The organism is Paraburkholderia solisilvae, assembly GCF_902859875.1.
In the GTDB taxonomy this organism is placed as follows: Bacteria; Pseudomonadota; Gammaproteobacteria; order Burkholderiales; family Burkholderiaceae; genus Paraburkholderia; species Paraburkholderia solisilvae.
In genome coordinates this window covers 21,092-39,701 of sequence record NZ_CADIKF010000063.1, presented here as the reverse complement: position 1 = coordinate 39,701, position 18,610 = coordinate 21,092, and the positions used below count along the sequence as shown (strand labels likewise).

The 18,610-nt window shown below is 67.0% G+C and carries 22 protein-coding genes; 11 read left to right on the top strand and 11 right to left on the bottom strand.

Going from position 1 to position 18,610, the window contains the following annotated elements; translation table 11 throughout:
* The 9 genes from HV675_RS27965 to HV675_RS27925 form a co-directional block, all read right to left on the bottom strand.
* Window positions 1-393 (bottom strand): HrpB1 family type III secretion system apparatus protein (locus HV675_RS27965; protein ID WP_175114701.1); only part of this gene is annotated, 393 nt, incomplete at its 3' end.
* An 18-nt stretch (window positions 394-411) separates the two neighbouring features.
* On the bottom strand, window positions 412-1,221 hold the full coding sequence (gene sctT / locus HV675_RS27960) for a type III secretion system export apparatus subunit SctT (protein WP_175114700.1): 810 nt from the start codon (window positions 1,219-1,221) through the stop codon (window positions 412-414).
* A 69-nt stretch (window positions 1,222-1,290) separates the two neighbouring features.
* Window positions 1,291-1,779 (bottom strand): type III secretion system protein, encoded by a 489-nt coding sequence (locus tag HV675_RS27955; protein ID WP_175114699.1) that lies wholly within the window; start codon window positions 1,777-1,779, stop codon window positions 1,291-1,293.
* Window positions 1,780-1,793: 14 nt separating this feature from the next.
* Window positions 1,794-3,137: a type III secretion system ATPase SctN gene (gene sctN / locus HV675_RS27950; RefSeq protein WP_175114698.1), complete on the bottom strand. Its 1,344-nt coding sequence runs from the start codon at window positions 3,135-3,137 to the stop codon at window positions 1,794-1,796.
* Window positions 3,138-3,193: 56 nt separating this feature from the next.
* Entirely contained in the window at window positions 3,194-4,054 is an 861-nt protein-coding gene (sctL, locus tag HV675_RS27945; RefSeq protein WP_175114697.1) for a type III secretion system stator protein SctL, read from the bottom strand.
* Window positions 4,051-4,743, bottom strand: a complete 693-nt coding sequence (locus tag HV675_RS27940; RefSeq protein ID WP_175114696.1) for a type III secretion protein HrpB4 — start codon at window positions 4,741-4,743, stop codon at window positions 4,051-4,053. The genes sctL and HV675_RS27940 overlap by 4 nt, the downstream gene beginning before the upstream one ends.
* Before the next feature lie 82 nt (window positions 4,744-4,825).
* Window positions 4,826-5,623 carry a type III secretion system inner membrane ring lipoprotein SctJ gene (gene sctJ, locus HV675_RS27935; RefSeq protein WP_175114695.1) on the bottom strand — a complete coding sequence of 266 codons (798 nt, stop codon included), beginning with the start codon at window positions 5,621-5,623 and terminating at the stop codon, window positions 4,826-4,828.
* A 1-nt stretch (window position 5,624) separates the two neighbouring features.
* Window positions 5,625-6,014 carry a serine kinase gene (locus tag HV675_RS27930; protein WP_175114694.1) on the bottom strand — a complete coding sequence of 130 codons (390 nt, stop codon included), beginning with the start codon at window positions 6,012-6,014 and terminating at the stop codon, window positions 5,625-5,627.
* A 28-nt stretch (window positions 6,015-6,042) separates the two neighbouring features.
* Window positions 6,043-6,612: an HrpB1 family type III secretion system apparatus protein gene (locus HV675_RS27925; protein WP_175114693.1), complete on the bottom strand. Its 570-nt coding sequence runs from the start codon at window positions 6,610-6,612 to the stop codon at window positions 6,043-6,045.
* A gap of 276 nt (window positions 6,613-6,888) precedes the next feature.
* Between HV675_RS27925 and sctU the strand changes: the two genes are divergently transcribed.
* The 11 genes from sctU to HV675_RS27870 all read left to right on the top strand — a co-directional run bounded on the left by sctU (window position 6,889) and on the right by HV675_RS27870 (window position 16,303).
* On the top strand, window positions 6,889-7,950 hold the full coding sequence (gene sctU, locus HV675_RS27920; RefSeq protein WP_175114692.1) for a type III secretion system export apparatus subunit SctU: 1,062 nt from the start codon (window positions 6,889-6,891) through the stop codon (window positions 7,948-7,950).
* 2 nt (window positions 7,951-7,952) lie between these two features.
* Window positions 7,953-9,959 (top strand): type III secretion system export apparatus subunit SctV, encoded by a 2,007-nt coding sequence (sctV, locus tag HV675_RS27915; RefSeq protein ID WP_175114691.1) that lies wholly within the window; start codon window positions 7,953-7,955, stop codon window positions 9,957-9,959.
* Window positions 9,960-9,976: 17 nt separating this feature from the next.
* Window positions 9,977-10,837 (top strand): type III secretion HpaP family protein, encoded by an 861-nt coding sequence (locus HV675_RS27910; RefSeq protein ID WP_175114690.1) that lies wholly within the window; start codon window positions 9,977-9,979, stop codon window positions 10,835-10,837.
* A 6-nt stretch (window positions 10,838-10,843) separates the two neighbouring features.
* Window positions 10,844-11,980, top strand: coding sequence for a type III secretion system cytoplasmic ring protein SctQ (gene sctQ / locus HV675_RS27905; RefSeq protein WP_246270594.1), 1,137 nt, complete (start codon window positions 10,844-10,846; stop codon window positions 11,978-11,980).
* Entirely contained in the window at window positions 11,967-12,623 is a 657-nt protein-coding gene (gene sctR, locus HV675_RS27900) for a type III secretion system export apparatus subunit SctR (protein ID WP_175114689.1), read from the top strand. The genes sctQ and sctR overlap by 14 nt, the downstream gene beginning before the upstream one ends.
* Window positions 12,624-12,634: 11 nt before the next feature.
* Window positions 12,635-12,898 (top strand): type III secretion system export apparatus subunit SctS, encoded by a 264-nt coding sequence (gene sctS / locus HV675_RS27895; protein ID WP_175114688.1) that lies wholly within the window; start codon window positions 12,635-12,637, stop codon window positions 12,896-12,898.
* Window positions 12,895-13,980 (top strand): helicase, encoded by a 1,086-nt coding sequence (locus HV675_RS27890; RefSeq protein WP_175114687.1) that lies wholly within the window; start codon window positions 12,895-12,897, stop codon window positions 13,978-13,980. The genes sctS and HV675_RS27890 overlap by 4 nt, the downstream gene beginning before the upstream one ends.
* 74 nt (window positions 13,981-14,054) lie before the next feature.
* On the top strand, window positions 14,055-15,065 hold the full coding sequence (gene hrpD5 / locus HV675_RS27885) for an HrpD5 family protein (RefSeq protein ID WP_175114686.1): 1,011 nt from the start codon (window positions 14,055-14,057) through the stop codon (window positions 15,063-15,065).
* 17 nt (window positions 15,066-15,082) lie between these two features.
* Window positions 15,083-15,343: a type III secretion system protein gene (locus HV675_RS27880; protein ID WP_175114685.1), complete on the top strand. Its 261-nt coding sequence runs from the start codon at window positions 15,083-15,085 to the stop codon at window positions 15,341-15,343.
* A 183-nt stretch (window positions 15,344-15,526) separates the two neighbouring features.
* On the top strand, window positions 15,527-15,733 hold the full coding sequence (locus HV675_RS27875) for a hypothetical protein (protein ID WP_175114684.1): 207 nt from the start codon (window positions 15,527-15,529) through the stop codon (window positions 15,731-15,733).
* A gap of 114 nt (window positions 15,734-15,847) precedes the next feature.
* Entirely contained in the window at window positions 15,848-16,303 is a 456-nt protein-coding gene (locus HV675_RS27870) for a type III secretion system chaperone family protein (RefSeq protein ID WP_175114683.1), read from the top strand.
* 108 nt (window positions 16,304-16,411) lie between these two features.
* On the opposite strand, the gene HV675_RS27865 is transcribed toward HV675_RS27870, so the two are convergent.
* Together HV675_RS27865 and HV675_RS27860 are read right to left on the bottom strand one after the other, a co-directional pair.
* Window positions 16,412-17,773 carry a type II/III secretion system family protein gene (locus HV675_RS27865; protein WP_175114682.1) on the bottom strand — a complete coding sequence of 454 codons (1,362 nt, stop codon included), beginning with the start codon at window positions 17,771-17,773 and terminating at the stop codon, window positions 16,412-16,414.
* The gene (locus HV675_RS27860; protein ID WP_175114681.1) at window positions 17,770-18,591 is read right to left on the bottom strand and encodes a response regulator transcription factor; all 822 of its coding nucleotides are present in this window, start codon (window positions 18,589-18,591) and stop codon (window positions 17,770-17,772) included. The genes HV675_RS27865 and HV675_RS27860 overlap by 4 nt, the downstream gene beginning before the upstream one ends.
* Window positions 18,592-18,610 lie beyond the last annotated feature (19 nt).

The following is an 18,610-nucleotide window of genomic DNA, read 5'->3' as shown; positions in this document are numbered from 1 at the left end:
GGGCTCGCGCCGCTCGACGTCGGGCGCGCTCAGCAGCGCGAGCGCGGTGCGCGTGGCCATCGGATCGTCGGACTGCCAGGCCGCCGCGCAGGCATAGGTGCGCCACGTCGCATCGCCGCGCGCGTACAGGCACACGGCGGTCAACGCGGTGCCGAGCGACGATTGCGCGCCGTCGCGCTCCGCGCGGCGCAATTCGTCCAGTGCGTCGCCCCATGCGCGGGCGCGGACGTGCCACCAGGCGATCGCGATGCGCGGTTCTTTCGCATCCGGATCGAGCACCGCGATCGCATCGAACAGTTCCTGCACATCCGACAGCGAGTCGAGCCGTGCGCCCGCCCATAGCACGCCGATCATTCCCGTGACGATCCCGTCGTCCTTCGTTATTTCGCACATCGTCATCCTCCCAGCGGGCTAGTGGCTTCCCGCGAGCGCGCGGGCCTCGGCGACGATGCCGCCGAGCGACAGCTGATCGCGCACCTGATCGATAAACACGCCGGCCATCAGCGCCAGCATCAAGACCGTCAGCGCGCCCTTGACCGGCTGCGCCATCGAATGCAGTTCGAGCTTTTGCGACACCTTTCCGGTAAAGCCGAAGCCGATGTCGATCAACAGCAGCAACAGCATCATCGGCGTAGCAAGCTTCGCGACGGTTTCCATCAGCGTATCGGTCTTCTGCAACACGAACGATTCGAGAATCTGGCCGCCGGCCGGCGTCAGGTCCGCAAGCGGCCACCAGCGATACGACGCAAAAACCGCACCGAGCAGAAACGTCATGCCGCCCAGCAGCCAGAACGCGGCGATCGCAAACTGGCTGAGCAGCGCCGATGTGAGCGACGTCTGCTGCCCCTGGCTCGGGTTCGACATCTGCACCTGGTTGAAGCCGGTCAGGTCGTCGACGTAGGTGCCCACGCTTTCGGCCGCCCAGAACACCGGCGACGCCATAAAGCCGAGCGCGACACCGATCAGCGCTTCCTTCAGTCCGATCGCGATCAGCAGCACCGGATCGCTGCCATCGCCGATCACGCCGCGCTGTCCGTAGGCGACGAAACTGCCCCACAGCAGCGCGAGCGCAGTGCGCACGCGTCCCTGCAGCACGCCCTCCGCGGTCGGCGGAAAAATGACCATCAACACCATCAGCCGTTCGCTGCATAACGACAGCAGCATCACGTACCGGATCAGCTCGTGGCCAGACTGCAGCGCTTGCAGCGAAATCCCGCTCATTTCATGTCACCTGTCATGTTTTCGGTTCGGTTGATTCGTTTCATGCGTGTATCGGCGCCGTGCCGCGCATCAGACGATGCGTGCACCGGGCCTGCGGCTTTCCGATGCTTCCTCGTCCTGCGCGTCCTCGATGGCTGCTTCGATCGCCCTAACGAGCGCGTCGCGCCGCTTTCCATAGATGTCGATACGCGCACGGTTGCGTACGATTTCCGCGCTCGTGGTGTCGATCTGCGCCTGTTTCGCGTCGAGCGCGGCTCGCGCGTTTGCCGCCTCGGCTTCGAGCGCCGTATGCTGTTCGGCCGCGACTGCGCGGAATTCGCGCAGCATCAGCAGCGCATCGGCGCGAAACGTACGCGCACTGAACATCGCGTCGATCCTGTCATCCTGCTGCGCGAGCGCGGCGGCCTGGCGCTCGGCGGCGGCACGCCGCTCGTCGACCACGCCGCGCTGCGCATGCCATTCGCCGCGCAGCGCCGCGAGCGCGCGGCTCAGCTTGCGCTCCGCATCGCGACGGCGCGACAGCACCCGTTCAAGCCCGGTTACCCGGCGGTCTTTCATCGCGCGCTCCGCAATCAGGATTCCACGAGTTCCTGCAGCGCCATCAGCGTGTCGCCGACGTCGACGAGCCGGTCGGTCTCCTGGCCGAGAAACGCGCGGATCGCGTCGATCTTGCGGATGGCTTCGTCGGCAAGCGGGTCGGCGCCGCTCTGATATTCACCGACCTGCAGCAGCAACTCGACCTCTTTATGCTTCGCCATCAGCCGACGCACGTGGCCAGCCGCGGCCACATGCTCGCGCCCGACCACCTGCGACATCACGCGCGACAGGCTGCCGAGCACGTCGATCGCCGGGTAACGGTTTTGCGCGGCGATTTCGCGCGACAGAATCATGTGGCCGTCGAGAATGCCGCGCACTTCCTCGGCGATCGGGTCGCCGCCCGATTCGTCCTCGGCGAGCACCGTGTAGAGCGCGGTGATCGAACCGCGCTCGGCGCGGCCCGTGCGCTCGAGCAGGCGCGGCAACTCCGCGAAAATCGACGGTGGAAAGCCGCGGCGCGTCGGCGGCTCGCCCATCGCGAGGCCGATTTCGCGCTGGGCGCGCGCGAAACGCGTCAGCGAGTCCATCATCAGCAGCACTCGCAGGCCGCGGTCGCGAAAGTACTCGGCCACCGCGGTTGCCGCATAAGCGGCCTTCGCACGCTCGATCGACGAGCGGTCCGAGGTCGCGCATACGACGACCGAGCGCGCCATTCCTTCCGGCCCGAGAATGTGCTCGACGAATTCGCGCACTTCGCGGCCGCGTTCGCCGATCAGCGCGATCACGTTGATATCGCATTGCGCGCCGCGCGCGAACATGCCCATCAGCGTGCTCTTGCCGACGCCGGCCGGCGCGAAGATGCCCATGCGCTGCCCTTCCGCGAGCGTCATCATGCCGTCGACCACGCGCACGCCGGTCGGCATCGGCTGGTCGAGCACCGGGCGGCTCATCGGATTCGGCGGATCGGCCATCACAGGCTGGAACTCGTCGCATTCGAGTTCCCCTTTGCCGTCGATCGGTTCGCCGAGGCTGTCGATCACCCGCCCCAGGAGTTTGTCGCCGATGCGCAGCGCCAGCGGCCGTTTCAGGCCGACCACGCGCGTATCGCGCGACACGTTGCCGAGCCGTCCGAACGGCGACAGCAACGCGATGTCGCGCGAAAAGCCGACGACTTCCGCGCGTTGCAGCAGTTCGCCGCGCGGCGAGCGCAGTTCGCACAGTTCGCCGAGCGTCACGTCGAGACCGGATACGCGCAGCAATGTGCCGATCACCTCCTGAACCTTGCCGCATGCGGCCGGCTGCGCGCGGCCGCGCAATTCGCGTTCGATCGCGTCGGCGAGGTTCGTGAAGGCGAGCGGCGTCGAGTGGTCGGTGAGCATGATGACCGTCCTGGGTTCCTGTATGTCCGTGTCAGTATTCGAAGCCGTGGCGGACGTCACGCGTAAAGCGTCTGCATGTCGGCCTCGGCCATCTGCGGGTCCAGCCCGTCCATTGCGGCAGACTCACCGTCGTGTGCCGATTCGCCGGCGTCTTGCGGTGCGTCGTGTTTCGCCTGTTCATCCTGTTCCGTCATACCGGCGCCGTTCGCCACGCTGCCGAGCGCGCGCGACAGCGCGTCGCGCATCGCCGCCAGATGCAGTTCGAGGCTCGCGTCGAGCGCGCCGAGATCGGTCTCGCAGACGCACGCGCCAGCCGCGAGCGCCGCATCGGCACGCACGTTGAGCCGCACCGCCCGTCCCGCGGCGCGCCAGCCGGCCGCGGCCGCATCGAACGCGGCCGTCGCGGCCGTCAGGTCGGCCGGATGCACACGCACGCGCACCGGACTGCCGTCCGCGACGATGCGCTCGACCGTCGACGCCGCACGTGCGAACAGCAGCACCGGATCGGACGACGCGACGATCTGTTCGACCGCGAGCGCGACCAGTTCGGCCAACCGCTCGCGTTGCCGCTCATCGGGTGTGTGCGCGTCTGTGGGCATCGCGACACTGCGCGCGTGCCAGTCCGCAAGCGCGTTGCGCATGCCGTCGTCGTAGCCGCGCTGCGCCGCGCCGTCAAAATCGGCCTGCGCACGCGCGGCGAGTTCGGCCGCCTGCGCATGCGCGTCTTCGACGATGGCCTCGGCTTCATCGCGCGCCGCAGTCAGCATCGCATCGCAGCGCTCGCTGATCTCGCGATACGCGGTGTCGAGCTCGACCAGCGCGGCGATCTGTTCGCCGCGCAACACATCGTCGGCGACGCCGACACCCTGTCCTGCGCCCGCGCCTTCGCGCTGCGGATTGCGTAGCCAGATCTTCATAGGTGCTCCGGAAAGAGATCGGACAGTTGCGACACGATCGAAAGACCCGCCGTCTCGCCATCGACGGCATGTGCATCATCGAGCGCTGCGTTCGCGTCATCCGCCTGCTCTTCGGGCAACGCGAATTGCGCGAGCGCGAGCGGACCACCCGGCGGCCAGCCGCATTCGCGCTCGAACAGACGCAGGCCGCGCCATGCGAGCGCATCCGCGGATGCCGGACCAGGCGGCGCCGCCCTCGGCGCACCCGCGGGCACACCGCTGTCGAGATCGCGCGGACGCGTCAGCAGCACGCGCGCACCGTGCACGCCGACCCAGTCGCACAACAGCGTGCGGCGCGGCCGGTCGATCCATGACCGCACGTCGTCCGTATGCTCGAGCAACGCGCGCAGCCGGAACGCCGCCAGACATTCGCGGACCGGCAGGCGCAACAGCGCGGCGCCCGGCACGTCGAATGCATGCCACGGCGGCATCGGCCAACCCGCATCGTCGAGAAACGCATCGGCCAGCGCGGCGGCATGCGTACTGCCGCAGCCGCGCGCAGGCGCCGCGAACGGAAAGCCTGCGAGCCGTTGCGGATGCATCCAGTCGAACAGCGTTTGCCGGCGCCGCCGGTATCCGGTCAGCCGCGCGGCCAGCTCCGCCGCATCATCCGCGCCGGTCCCGCACTGTTCGTTGTCGTGGTCGCTCATCGGCTATCTCGATCGAAGTCGGCGTTAGAACCCGCTGGGGTTAAAACCTGCCGGGGTTAAAACCTGCGGGGTTAAAGCCCGCTCAGGCCGGCGCCTTCGGCGTGTTTGCCACGCGGCGCGCGAACAGCGCCTTGACACCGCCACCGCCGCGCAGCGCCTGCGCATTGCCGCGCCACAGCGCAAACACCGCCGCAAGCGCGAGCAGGAACACCCCGAGCGCGCCGCCCGCATAGATCAGCGCGCCGTCGCGCTGAACCTGCTGCGGCCGGGCGCTGAGCGGATCCGCCGGCACCGACGTGACGCTGACCTGGTCGTACGTCAGGCCTTCGATGCTGTGCACGACGAGGTTCTTGATCGCGGGCGTCAGCGTCTCGAGGTTCGCGTCCGACCGGTACTTGATAAACACCGACGCCGACGACGGTTTGACCGACTGCGCCAGCGGGTCGTTGTTCGGCAACACGATCTGTACGCGCGCGACCACGACACCGTCGATCTTCGACAACGTATCGTCGAGCTCCTGCGACAGGCCGTAAATGAAGCGCACGCGCTCCTCGGTCGGCGTCGACACGAGACCGTCCTTCTTGAAGAGCGCGCCGAGGTCGTCGTACTTCTTGTGCGGAATGCCGCGCGCACGCAGGACTTCCATCGAACGCACGAGCTGCCGGTCGTCGACGCTGACCGACCAGGTCTTGCCGCCGTCGGGCGTGGTCTTCTGCGCATCGACGCCATATTCGATCAGCGCGGCGACCATCTCGTTGCAATCGAGTTCGCTCAGCTGGCCGTACAGTTCCTTCTGGCACGCGGTCAACGAAAGCACGAGCACGAGGCACGGCAACAGCCGGCGCCAGCGGCGCGGGCCAGATTGGGGAGTCGTCTTCATGTCACTGGTTCTTCATCAGCGTCTGGACGGATTCCTTCGACGACTGCACGGTGGCCATCTTCACCTGCAGATCCGCGTTCAGGCTGGCGATCTCGAGCTGGATCGTCATGTCCGCCGCGGCGAGACGCTCCATCGACAGTGCGCTCATGTGATGCATCATGTACATCACGTCGTTCGGCACCTGGCGGTAGTAGTCCGCCTGCTCGGAAATCGCCTTGGTCACGATGTTCTCGTGCTGTGCGCCGGCCGGTTGCGCCGCATGCGGCTCGGCCTGCGAGAGCAGCATCTGGAACCGGTCGACGAGGTCCTGCGGAGCGGTTTTCGACTCGTGGCCGATCTCCGTCACGCGTTCAATCTGATATTCGAACTGCGAAGCAAGGTTGGGGTTCATGTCCGTTCTCCAGGGAATCGCGACAGGCTCAGATACGCATGTACTGCATCGTGGCCAGCAGATCGCCGGCCGATTGCGACGACGCCGGCAGCGTGTCGGCGTCCCGTGTCTTGTCGGCGTTTTCCAGCACGAGCGCCGATTCCGGCGCGATAAAGCGCCCGGTTCGATGCGCGGCGGCCACCGCGCGCTTCAGGTCGTCTTTCGCGAGAAACGTCTTCGCGAGGCGGCCGATATCGTCGTCGCCGTGTTCGTCCGCGAGTCTGCGTGCATCGTCCTGCCAGCCGAACACATCGCGCGCCCTCATGCACTGCAGCAGCATGCCCTTGCTCGCAGGCATGCAGACCTCACGCGCGACGAGGCCGCGAAAGGTCTCCTCGGCACGCTCCCAGTCCTCGCGCCACAGCAGCAGCCAGCCGTCGAAGAACGCGAACTCCGCGCAGGCCGGGCGCAGCACGTGCAGCGCGTCGATCACCTGTTCGAGATCGTCGGAGTCGACGGCCGGCGGCATATTGCCGGCCACGAACGCGGCCCTGACCAGTTCGATGACCGCGCCGACCACTTCCGACGGGCATGCGGGCCGCTCCTTCAGAACGCTCATCTTTTTTCTCCCACGAAAATCAGATTCGATGCAACGAGCGAAGCGCATCGTGCGCACCAGTTGTCAACGCAACGTTACGCAATCCAAAGCGGGCGTCATCGAGGCTGCACGAAATTTTTCAGCGTTATGCGAAGGCCGCGCACGGCCGCGGCGGCGCCGCTTTCATGCTTCGCGACTGCCGTCCAGACTTCGCGTCGAACCGCGAGCGCCCGTTCACACGCGGCTACTTTTGCGTCCGTGCATCGCATCGGGCGATGCCCGCCGGCAGGAGTCCCCATGAGCGACGAGAAGACCGAAGAGCCCTCAGAACAGAAACTGAGGAAGGTCCGCGAGGAAGGCCAGGTCGCGAAGAGCACGGACCTGGTCGAGGTGGCGTGCCTCGGCGCGATCTTCATCACGCTGCAGGCCGGCGAGCACTATCTGGCGGGCACGCTGCGCGCGATCGTGCAGGACGCGCTCGACTTCTGCGCGAGCGACCGCTCGCTGCAGCAGCTCGGTATCGCGGCGGCCGATATCGGGATGCATGCGGCCGTGCTGCTATGTGGCATCGCGGCGGTCGCGCTCGGCGCCGCGCTGTGCGCACTCGTACCGCAGACCGGTCTGCAAATGTCGTTCGAGGCCGTGATGCCGAAGTTCACGGCGGTCAGCCCGGCCTCCGGCATCACGAAGATCTTCTCGATGAATTCGATGGTCGATCTGATCAAGATGACGGTGAAAGCCGCGATCATCGTCGTCGTGATGTGGCAGACGATCGAATCCGCGATGCCGGTGGTCGCGAGCGCGCTCAATCAGTCGATCCCGCAGCTGATCCACGTGCTCTGGTCGGTGGTGATGCATATCCTCGCGGTCGCGTTCGGTGTGTTTATCGTGATCGCCGCGTTCGACTACAAGCTGCAGACGTGGCTTTTCGTGCGCAAGAACCGCATGTCGAAGGACGAGGTCAAGCGCGAGCACAAGGAAAACGACGGCAACCCCGAAATGAAGGGCGAGCGCAAGCGGCGCGCGAAAGAGATCTCGCAGGAAGGCCCGAAGCGCGGCATCGCGAACGCGAATGTCGTGGTCGTGAATCCGGTTCACTACGCGGTCGCGCTGCGCTACGACCCGGTCGAATTCCCGCTGCCGGTCGTGCTCGCGAAGGGCACCGACCACGAAGCCTTGCTGCTGCGGCGCTATGCGACCGAAGCCGGGGTGCCGATCGTCGCCAATCCGCCGGTCGCGCGGATGCTGCACAAGGTGCCGGAAAGCCAGCCCATTCCTGAAGAACTGTTCGAAGTCGTCGCGGCGATCCTGCGCTGGGTCGACAGTCTCGCGATCCAACCTGCCAGAACGGAGCCATAGCCATGATCAAGAACATCAAACTTCCGGGCGTCGGCGAAGCCGGCATCGCAGTCCTGCTGGTCGCCATCGTGTCGCTGATGATCCTGCCGTTGCCGCCGTTCATCATCGACGGTCTGCTCGCGATCAACATCACGATCAGCGTCACGCTGCTGATGGTGACGATGTATGTCGGCAATATCGCGACGCTGTCCGCGTTTCCATCGGTGCTGCTGTTCACGACGCTCTATCGTCTGTCGCTGAATATCGCGTCGACCAAGTCGATCCTGCTGCACGCGGATGCGGGCAACATCATCGAAAGCTTCGGCGAGCTCGTGGTCGGCGGCAACCTGGTGGTCGGGCTGGTGGTGTTCGTGATCATCTCGGTCGTGCAGTTCATCGTGATCGCGAAAGGCTCCGAGCGTGTCGCGGAAGTCGGCGCGCGCTTCACGCTCGACGCGCTGCCGGGCAAGCAGATGAGCATCGACGCCGACCTGCGCGCCAACATCCTGACCGCCGACGAAGCGCGCAAGAAGCGCGCGCGGCTCGCGGTCGAGAGCCAGCTGCACGGCGGCATGGACGGCGCGATGAAGTTCGTGAAAGGCGATGCGATCGCCGGCCTGATGATCACGATGATCAACATCGTCGCCGGTATCGCGGTGGGCGTCGCCTATCACGGCATGAGCGCCGGCGAGGCGGCCAACCGCTTTTCGGTGCTGTCGGTTGGTGACGCGATGGTCTCGCAGCTGCCCTCGCTGCTGATCTCGGTTGCGGCCGGCGTGATGATCACGCGCGTCGCGGACGACAGCAGCGGCGAACCGAGCCGCTCGCTCGGCGAGGAGATCACCCGCCAGTTTTCGGGCAATTCGCGCGCGCTCTACTTTGCCGCGCTGCTGCTGCTCGGCTTTGCCGCGGTGCCGGGTTTCCCGGCGCCGCTTTTCGTGCTGCTTGCCGGCGTGCTCGCGTTTGTCGGCTACCGCATGCAGAAGCGCCAGCATCGTCCGGCCACAGGCGGCAAACCGGTCGGCGCGCTGCAGCGTGCCGGGGCGAAAGGCGATGCACCGTCGATCCTGCCGCAGCCGCCGCAATTCACCTGCCCGCTCGGCGTGCGCCTCGCGCCGGACGTCAGCCCGCGCCTTGCGGCCGACGCGCTCGACCGCGCCTTCGACCGGCAGCGCGCAGCGCTGCAAGCCGAAGTCGGCCTGCCGTTCCCCGGCATCATGATGTGGACCGACGACACGCTGCCCGCCGACAGCTACGAGGTGCTGATCTATGACGTGCCGCACGGCCGCACGACACTCGCGCAAGCCGCCTCGACGCAGGCCGCCGATGCGGACAAGGCGAGCGCTCGAGGCGCGGGCAGCAAGGCCGATGCGACCGCCCCGGCGACACCGGAAGCGCTGATCGCGCGCCATACGATCGACCTGTTGCGCAAACATGCGCATCTGTTCCTCGGTATCCAGGAAGCGCAGTGGATTCTCGACCAGCTCGGCGAGGACTACCCCGGTCTCGTCGCCGAAGTGCAAAAGGCGCTGCCGCTGCAGCGCATGGCCGACGTGCTGCGCCGCCTGCTCGAGGAGAACGTGCCGATCCGCAATATCCGCAGCATCACCGAAAGCCTGATCGTCTGGGGCCCGAAAGAAAAGGACATGCTGATGCTGACCGAATACATCCGCATCGATCTCGGGCGGCTGATCGCGTTTCGCGCGACGGGCGGCCCGCGCGATCTGCCGGTGGTGCTCGTCGACGTGCAGGTCGAGCAGCACATCCGGCAATCGATCAAGCAGACGCCGACCGGCAATTTCCTCGCGTTGCCGCCCGATGACATCAATCACCTCGTCAGCCGCATCGCCGATCTGGTCGGCGATGGCGACGGCGACTCGCGCAACCCGGTCGCGCTCGTCTCGTCGATGGATATTCGCCGCTATCTGAAACGGATGATCGAATCGCGCCTCGCGTGGCTGCCCGTCTATTCGTACCAGGAACTGGGTGCGCATATCGATCTGCAGCCGGTCGGCCGGCTGACGATGTAAGCGCAAGGAGCACCGTCATGCAGACTTCGTCGACCCATCGCGCGCACATTATCGCGAGCGCTACCGCGCATGCGCACGATACGCACGCGGCAGCGTCGCCGCAACTGCGCCGCCAGGCCGCGCTGTTCCGGCTGCACCGCGACGCGCCGGCCACGGAAGCACACGATGTGCCGCCGGCTACGCCTCGCTCCTGCGAACCGGACGCGCAACCGGACGCGCTAGCTGATGCGCCGGCGGATGCGCAGCATCACCTTCCGCACGAGATGCACCCCCCACCGAGCTTCTCAGAGGTTGTGGAGTCCGATGAAAACCGGCGCGACGGCGACAAACACGCCAGCGACGGCGATACCTCGGACGACGCATCGGACGATGCCGCCGGCGACGCGGGCGACAACTCCGCGGGCGCATCGAACGCATCCGGCGGCAGCCCCGCCTCGCCATCGTCGGACAGCGGCGCCTGCGCCGCGGTACGCGCCACCGGGATACAGGCCGCGGCGCACACGACGCAGTCTGCCGCGCACGCGGCCATGACGCGCGCGGCGCCGGTACGCAATATCAGCGCAACTGCCGACGACGCGGCAACGCCGCACCGCTTCATCGATTTCATCGTCGCGCGCGTCGCCGATTTCAGTTCGAATCCGGCGGTGCTCGCACGCGGCCACTGGCACATCACGATCGCGCTCGACCCCGCGTTGCTGCCGGGGTGCGAGCTCAGCCTGACGCTTTCGCATTTCGCCCTCACCCTTCGCTTCGATCTATCCAGCGAACATTCAAGATACCTAATCTTGAAACATGAACCCTCGCTGCGCGAGCGTCTCGGCGAACTGATGCAAGCGCGATCCGACGGACCGTGCAGCATCGACATCATCGTGACCTGACACGACATGAACAACGAAACCATGCAAGCCAACCACATCGCTTCACTCACGCCTTCGACGCCGATGCCCGCCGGCACGCATCCGGCCGCGCTCGACGCGGCCCGGCTGCCGGCACTCGCCGCGGCGACGGCACGGCAGCATCGGCTCGCGACCGACGAACGGTTCGCCGCACTGCTGTCGCATGCGCTCGGCATCGAAGGCTGGTGCGTGAGCGCACGTGACGCGATCGACCCGTCACATGCGGCGATCGTGCAACTGCGCTGGGGTGTGCAGACCGCGTCGTTGCGTATCGATCTGACGCAACACGCGAGTCTCGCGAGCCTCGCCGGTGAGGCCGGACCCACGCATGCGGGTCTGCGCAGCGCCGTCTGCGCGATTCTGCTCGAGCCGTTCACACGCGCCTGCGCGGCGCTCGGCATGGACGGCGTCGAGGTGCTGTCGCTCGAGCGCGCTGCGCCGGCGCGCGCCGGCCGCGAATGCTGTGCGCTCGCGCTGCGCGTCGGCGCGCAGCGCATCGATACGGTGCTGGAACACATCGACGGCGGCTGGCTCGACATGCTCGAGCAGCTTGTCGCACAACAGTGCCTGCCGTTCGCGACGCACGTCAGCGAGATTGCCGTGCCCGGCCGGCTGCAGATCGGCGAGAAAGCGATCAGCGTCGCGACGCTCGATTCGCTGCGCGCGGGCGATGTGATCCTGCGCGCGCTTCCGCCCGCGCTTGCCGCGCTACTGAACGGCGACACAGCGCCGGTGGCGATGCAGATTGTCTGGGGCCGCTACGGCACCCGGCAGCTGCGCGTCGCCGCGAACGTCGGCCCCCATACGCTTACCCTGACCGAGGACCCTACGATGACTCACGACACCGCCTTCAACGCCCCGCTCTCCGACTCCGTCGACAACCCGGTCGATATCAGCCAGCTCGACTTGCCGCTGAAGCTCGAAATCGACACCGTGTCGTTGCCGGTCGCCCAGCTGTCGGCGCTGCGCGCGGGCTATGTGCTCGAACTGCCGACCGCGATTCCCGATGCGCGCATCCGTCTCGTCACATACGGACAGACGATCGGCTTCGGCGAACTCGTGAGTGTCGGCGACCATCTCGGCGTGCGTCTCGTTCAGTTGTCCCAGAGCCATGGTTCAGTTTAGCGATCTCACCGGGCTGCTGCTCGCGGTCGTCGCGATCAGCCTGATCCCGTTTATCGCGATGGTCGCGACGTCATACGCGAAGATCGTCGTCGTGCTCGGTCTGTTGCGCAATGCGCTGGGCGTACAGCAGGTGCCGCCGAATATGGTGCTCAACGGCATCGCCGTGCTCGTCACCGCGTACGTGATGGCGCCGATCGGCATGCAGGCGATGCAGAACATGCAGGGCATGCATCGCGCGCCCGGCGCCGACGCGTCCGCGGTGATACTCGACGTGTTCGACGCCGGCAAGGAGCCGTTTCGCGCATTCCTGAAGAAGCACGCGCACGAGCGGGAAAAGCGCTTTTTCGTGCGCTCGGCGGCGGCGATCTGGCCGAAGGACATGGCCGCGAAACTCCACGACGACGACCTGATCGTGCTCGCGCCGGCCTTCACGCTGACCGAAATGGCCGACGCGTTCAAGATCGGCTTCCTGCTGTACATCGCGTTTGTCGTCGTCGATCTCGTGATCGCGAACGTGCTGATGGCGATGGGCCTGAACCAGGTCCAGCCGACCAACGTCGCGATTCCTTTCAAGCTGCTGCTGTTTGTCGTGATGAACGGGTGGTCGACGTTGGTTCACGGCCTTGTGATGACCTACCGCTGAGGCGCCGCGCGATGGAAACCGAAACGCTGATACGCGTCACTACCGAAGGGCTGCTGCTGTGCCTGTCCGTGTCGATGCCGGTGGTCGTCGTCGCCGCGCTCTCCGGGCTCGGCATCTCGTTCGTGCAGGCGATCACGTCGATGCAGGACCAGAGCATTTCGTATGCGGTGAAGCTGGTTGCCGTCGTCGCCACCGTGCTGATCATGGGCGCGTGGGGGTGTGCGGCGATCCTGCGCTTCGCCAATGAAATCGTCACACTCGCGGTGCCGTCATGAACTCGCGCGTACACGGCGGCAGCCACCACGCGGAACAGGTGGCGCACGACGCGCAGACCGGCGACGAGCACGCATCGCAGGCGCTCACCGGCCATCTGCACGCGCAGCGCTCGGTCATGCAGCGCACGAAGCTGCGCGCGAAGATCCAGCATAACAAGGCACAGGCCGCGTTCTTCAAGAACAAGCGGTTTGCGGCGGCGAATCACCGGCCGGCGTCGGCGGGCGCGCAAAAAATGCTGCGTCAGCTCGGCCAGCGGCCGCGCCCCGGCCAGTCCGCGAAAGCGCGCGGCAAGGACGGGGCCGCACGCGATCCGCGCGAGGACGAACGCCGCAAGCAGCAGCAGAACCACAAGCACGACGACCGGCACGAACAGGGCCACGAGCAGCACGCGCGCGAACACGAGCACGAGCACGACCGGCACGAGGGCCAGGACCAGGGCCAGCGGCAAGGTCAAGGCCAGAACCCGGGTCGCGGGCAAGGCCAGCAGCAAGATCCCGCGCAGCGCGAGCGGCAGCAGCAGGAGCGCCGCGAGCGCGCGTCGAAGTTCGCGATCAAGGCCGGCAACGCATCCGCGCGGCGCGCGCTGCCGGCGCCGCCGGCCGCGCTGCAATCGATCGCCGCGCAGCACGGCGGCACGCGCGATTTGCCGGACGTGCTCGCCAACGCCTACACGAAGGCGGTGGTCGACCTCACGTCGAAAATGGAGCTGGGCCCGCTGCTCGCGCCGTTGCTGGTGCTCGGCATGGCATCGCCGATGGTATTGAAGCGCCGGCCGGCGCGGCTGCACGCGCATCTGAACGGCGCGCTCGCGAACCGCGCGCAGTCCGCGTCCGGTGCGGACCCGGCCGGCAAATCCGCCGCGGTGGCCGGCGTGCTCGGTCATTCGGTCGATATGACGCTCGCACGGCAGCGGTTCTCCATTGAGTATTCGGACGACGAACAGTCTCTCGCGATGGTGAAGCAGCGCCTGCTCGACGCGACGCGCACCGCGCCGACCGGCACACCGAAACACGACGCGGATGCTTCGCGAAATTCTCAGCAAATTCGCGTCACCCCATCGACACCGGGCGCCGGCACCTAGACTGACGTCAACCAGTCGCGCTGCGCAGCAGGCGGCATATCAGGCGGCACAACCACGGACCTACGGGAACCACGATGAAATCGTTGCGAGTACTGACCGGCACGCATGCCGGCGCCCAGATCCGCCTCGCACAGGGCCGCTACCGGATCAGCGCAGCCGACGACGCGGACATCTGCATCGGCGACTGGCGCGACGACGAAGTGACGCTCGAGGTCGGCGCCGACGGCGTGACGCGGCTTCATTCGAGCAATGGCGACGCCGTGCTGGTGGCCGATTTCATCGCCGTGCCGTTCGGCGACGTGGTGTTCTGCGTCGGTCCCGACGACGGCGCATGGCCTCGCGATCTCGATCTGCTCGCCGGGTTATGGAAGACGGCCGAGCCGCCTGTGCAAAACCACGGCGATAGCGGCGTGCCGGCGACCGCGGCGGCAACGCATGCGGCCGTGACGCCACGCCGGCTTGGCTGGCGCGCCGCCGCCGTCGCGGTCGCGTGCACCGCGGCGATCGGCGGACTGGCGACTGCGGGGATCATGCTCGCCGGCACGCAGCCGAGCGAGGCCGCGTATGTGAAGGTCGACGCCGACGCGCTGTCGAAGCAGGTCGCCGCCGCGCTGCACCGCGCGTCGCTCGACGAACTGCGTACGACGACGCGCGACGGTCGCGTCGTCGTGTCGGGCATCGTGTCGACCGCCGGCGATAGCGTAAAGGCGCGCCGGATCGCGGACGACCTGACGCAAGGCAAGGTGCTGAAGGAATACGACGTCGCGCAGCAGGACGTCGACAACATCCAGCAGTCGCTCGCCGGCACCGGCGCGCAGGTGAGCTACACCGGCAACGGCGTGTTCCGCGTGAGCGGCGAAGTGAAGTCGATGGCGGCGTTCCGCGAACGCGTGGCCGGTGTGCGCGCGGACCTCGACAGCAATGTCGTGCGCGTCGACGTCGATGTGAAGGAAGCGCGCTCGCCGATACCCGACATCGAGTACACCGAGGTCGTCGCGACCGGTGGACTGCGTTACATCGAAACGCCCGACGGCACGAAGCATCTGTTCGACAGCGCGAGCAGCAAGGACAACGGCAATAACTGAACCGACAAGGAACCGACATGTACGACGCATTGCTACCCATCGCACAGGATCTGAACACGCTCGACGCGACGCTTGCCGCGCCGGACGGCCACCAGCGCGTCGCGCGCATCGCCGCCGCGTTCGACGAAACGGCGCGGTGCATCAGCGCCGCGACGCAGTCCGCAGCCGACGACGCCGAACGCGCCGAGTTGCAGAAGCTGTATCGCGGCATGATCGCCGCCCGGCGCATCGTGCTGACGTTGAGCGAGCGCCGCAGCGCGCGCAGTACCGCGTACTGACGGGTGGGCCGCATGCCGCGAGCGGCGGCGGCCCACCCGGCAACACCGCAACACCCGCCTTCCGGGCGGCGCAGTCAGGCAGATGCAGTACCCCGGTTGATCTTTCAACCGCGTTTGACCGGCAGTGCTTTCCACGCTTGCAGTACCTGTACTTTCAACCTCAACTTCTTCACGGAGAGAAACATGTCCTCAATCACCGCCTCGGGCGTTTCGGACGCCGGCAGCCTGAACTCGTCGATGATCGGCCAGATGCAGCAGATGGCCGACCAGAACAATGCGATGACGATGGCGTCGATGCAGATCAACATGGAGCAGCAGGCCACGTCGGCGGTCGCATCGGTCGGCAACAACGGCGCCAAGAACATCGCCGATGCCGCCAAGGGCCAGTAAGCGTCAGGTTCGTCCCGCTGCTTCACCGCGCGGGCACGGAAACGGGATGCGCGGTACCCGGCTCCGTGCCCCGCCTGTTCTTCACCCGACCCATCGCCAAACACCTTCCATACCATGAGCAGGGAACGCTACGTCGAACTGGTTCACGAAGTCTGCGACGTCGTCGGCTTGCCCGATGCCGACTACGTGGTCGAGACGCAGACGATCGAGATCGAAGGCTTCGATGTGCGACTCGATCACTTCGAGAACGATCCCGACTCGCTCTATGTCTGCTTCCACTACGGCGCGATCACCGCGGGACGCACGCTCGTCATCTTCCGGATGATGCTCGAAGCGAACCTGTTGATCTACGCGCAGGACCAGGCGCAACTCGGGCTCGACGCCGACGCCGGCAGCATCGTGCTGCTCGTGCACGTGCCGATGGGCCCGGAAATTACCGGCGAATACCTCGCGGACATCTTCACGCACTATGCGGAGCATGGCCGTTACTGGCGCAACAATATCCTCGAATCCGGCGACGAGATGTTCGAGGGCATCGCGTCGGGCAATTACATGTGGCTGCGCGCCTAGCGCGGGCGCCGCGCTGAACGGGCCGCGGCTGCGCTGCGCGGGTGGATCTGCCGGCTATACCGGCCGGCAACGTCAGCAGCAACCTCGGCGACAACATCAGCAACAACATCAGCCGGCAATGCGCGGCACCAGCAGCACAAGACGCCGCGGCGCGTGCGGGTCGTCCGACGGCGGCGCCGCGATCGCCACGCCGTCGCCGGGCGCGACATTCGTCTCGACGATGCGATGCCGGTTCGGCTCGCCATCCTCGCCGAGCTCCACGCGCAAGCCGATGCGTGGCGCCGACGCCGGTCCGCTGAGCGCAGGCTGCACCGACATCCACAGATCGAGCGCGGCGTCATCGCCGCCGCCCGCGTCGCCGTCACGCTGCGCAAGACGCGCTTCGTGCCGGTCGATCACCGCGGCCGACCCGTCGAGCGTCAACGCGGTGCGCGCAAGTTCGAGCCGCGCATGCCGCGCCGCCTGAAGCGCGTCGAGTTGCGCGAGCAACGCATGGCCGCCGTCCGCGACGGTCATGAACGCCGCTTGCGCGGCCTCGCCGGCCGGCGCCGCGCGTGGCGCGGCGAGCGCCGGCTGCAGCGCGGCAAGCGCCTGCGGGTCGACGTCGACGACCCACGTCTGCACCGACACCAGTGCAGGCCGAACGTCGAGGTCCGCGACGAGCATGCCGTCGCCGTCGATCCGCTCGGGCTTGTCGCGAATCAGGATCGAGTTGGTCACCGCGTCGGCCTCGATGACCGGCAGCGGTGCATCGAATTCGACGACCGGGTCCGCCTGCGCAGTTTCAGGCGCAGCCGTTTCGCGGAGATCGCCCGCGCGATGCTGGAAGCGCCGGCGCAGCAGCGTCGCGGCGCCGGGCACGGTCATCGTGCGGCCATCGAACGTGCGGGTCTGGTCCGCCGCGGTCGCGACCGTGAGCCGGACGATGCGCACCGTCGTGCGCACATGCGCGCGCGCGTCGTCTTCGAAACGCCGCGCGGCGGCGCGCATCCGTTCGACGTACGAGGCCGGCCCCTGCACGCGGACCGTATGCGCGACGTCGTCGACTTGCGGCGGAAAATGCGCATCGGTCACGCCCGAGCGATCGAGCGCCGCGACGAGCGCATGCGGCGACATGAAATTCGGCCGCATCGCGATGCGCTGCTGCGCGTTGGCCGGCGACACCTGCAACGCGGCGCCGTCGTAGTACCAGACGAGCCCATACGCGTTGCACAAGGTATCGAGAAACTGTTGCGGCGGCATCGCAAACCGGCCGCTGACGATGCCGGCGACCGGCTCGCTCACCCGCAGCGGCACGTGCTCACCCGCCGCGAACACGTTCAGCACGTCAGCCACGCTGCTGCCGTTGGTCGCATAGACGAAGCGGTTCCCGCTCCAGTCGACGCTCGCGGCCTGCGCATGCGTGGCGCCGGCGAAGGCGGCCGCCGCGGCGGCACGCAAGGCGAGGTGACGCAAACGGGCCGCGTTCATGACGGCGACCGGGAGCCGGAATCCGGCGCGGCGTCCGGATCCTGCGGTTGGCCGGCCGCACTGGAAGCAGCCGGAGTATCGGGGACATCGGCGGCGGCCGCATCGGGCGCATCCGGATTCAGCGTGAGCCGATAACCGGTCGCATAGACCGACTGCACGTTCCAGCCGAGGCCCACTGCCTTCAGTTTCGCGCGCAGCCGGCTCACGTACATGTCGACCGAACGGCTTTGCACCGCCGCGTCCCAGCCCCACACGACGCTCATCAGATCCTGGCGCAGCACGACCGCGCCCTGATGGCGCGCCAGATGCCACAGGATGTCGAATTCTTTCGTGCCGAGCGGATGGGCGACGTCGGCGATCACGAGCGCGCGCGCGTGCTGGTCGAGCACGGCGTCCTTCAGCATCATCCGGCGGCCCTGCGCGCTCGCGGGCGTCGCGCGGCGCAACAGCGCGCGCACGCGGGCGAGCAGCACCTGGCGGTCGAATGGCTTGATCAGATAATCGTCCGCGCCGGCGTCGAGAATCTGCACGATATCCGACTCGTCCGCATGCACGGTCTGAAAAATTACCGCCATCGACGACTGCGAGCGGCCGCGAATCTTGTGCAGCAGCCGGTCGCCGGCGACGCCGGGCACGTCCCAGTCGAGTATCGCCAGGTCGGCCCAATGATCGGCCAGGTATTGCTGCGCTTCGAGCCCGTTGTGAAACGCGTCGACGTGGTAGCCCTCGGCCTTCAGCCACGCATTCAACAGCGCGTGGTGCGCGACGTCGTCTTCGACAAGCAGTATGCGCATCGGCACAGCCGGCAGCAGTTTCATCGTCGTCCCTCGATCAGGA

Excerpts from the sequence above, each read along its gene's own strand:
- sctT (WP_175114700.1), bottom strand. The coding sequence starts at position 1,221 with ATGAGCGGGATTTCGCTGCAAGCGCTGCAGTCTGGCCACGAGCTGATC.
- sctJ (WP_175114695.1), bottom strand. The coding sequence starts at position 5,623 with ATGAAGACGACTCCCCAATCTGGCCCGCGCCGCTGGCGCCGGCTGTTG.
- HV675_RS27955 (WP_175114699.1), bottom strand. The coding sequence starts at position 1,779 with ATGAAAGACCGCCGGGTAACCGGGCTTGAACGGGTGCTGTCGCGCCGT.
- HV675_RS27870 (WP_175114683.1), top strand. The coding sequence starts at position 15,848 with ATGAGCAGGGAACGCTACGTCGAACTGGTTCACGAAGTCTGCGACGTC.
- sctR (WP_175114689.1), top strand. The coding sequence starts at position 11,967 with ATGGTTCAGTTTAGCGATCTCACCGGGCTGCTGCTCGCGGTCGTCGCG.
- HV675_RS27875 (WP_175114684.1), top strand. The coding sequence starts at position 15,527 with ATGTCCTCAATCACCGCCTCGGGCGTTTCGGACGCCGGCAGCCTGAAC.
- sctN (WP_175114698.1), bottom strand. The coding sequence starts at position 3,137 with ATGCTCACCGACCACTCGACGCCGCTCGCCTTCACGAACCTCGCCGAC.
- sctU (WP_175114692.1), top strand. The coding sequence starts at position 6,889 with ATGAGCGACGAGAAGACCGAAGAGCCCTCAGAACAGAAACTGAGGAAG.
- hrpD5 (WP_175114686.1), top strand. The coding sequence starts at position 14,055 with ATGAAATCGTTGCGAGTACTGACCGGCACGCATGCCGGCGCCCAGATC.
- sctV (WP_175114691.1), top strand. The coding sequence starts at position 7,953 with ATGATCAAGAACATCAAACTTCCGGGCGTCGGCGAAGCCGGCATCGCA.
- HV675_RS27910 (WP_175114690.1), top strand. The coding sequence starts at position 9,977 with ATGCAGACTTCGTCGACCCATCGCGCGCACATTATCGCGAGCGCTACC.
- HV675_RS27925 (WP_175114693.1), bottom strand. The coding sequence starts at position 6,612 with ATGAGCGTTCTGAAGGAGCGGCCCGCATGCCCGTCGGAAGTGGTCGGC.
- sctL (WP_175114697.1), bottom strand. The coding sequence starts at position 4,054 with ATGAAGATCTGGCTACGCAATCCGCAGCGCGAAGGCGCGGGCGCAGGA.
- HV675_RS27865 (WP_175114682.1), bottom strand. The coding sequence starts at position 17,773 with ATGAACGCGGCCCGTTTGCGTCACCTCGCCTTGCGTGCCGCCGCGGCG.
- sctS (WP_175114688.1), top strand. The coding sequence starts at position 12,635 with ATGGAAACCGAAACGCTGATACGCGTCACTACCGAAGGGCTGCTGCTG.
- sctQ (WP_246270594.1), top strand. The coding sequence starts at position 10,844 with ATGAACAACGAAACCATGCAAGCCAACCACATCGCTTCACTCACGCCT.
- HV675_RS27860 (WP_175114681.1), bottom strand. The coding sequence starts at position 18,591 with ATGAAACTGCTGCCGGCTGTGCCGATGCGCATACTGCTTGTCGAAGAC.
- HV675_RS27940 (WP_175114696.1), bottom strand. The coding sequence starts at position 4,743 with ATGAGCGACCACGACAACGAACAGTGCGGGACCGGCGCGGATGATGCG.
- HV675_RS27880 (WP_175114685.1), top strand. The coding sequence starts at position 15,083 with ATGTACGACGCATTGCTACCCATCGCACAGGATCTGAACACGCTCGAC.
- HV675_RS27890 (WP_175114687.1), top strand. The coding sequence starts at position 12,895 with ATGAACTCGCGCGTACACGGCGGCAGCCACCACGCGGAACAGGTGGCG.
- HV675_RS27930 (WP_175114694.1), bottom strand. The coding sequence starts at position 6,014 with ATGAACCCCAACCTTGCTTCGCAGTTCGAATATCAGATTGAACGCGTG.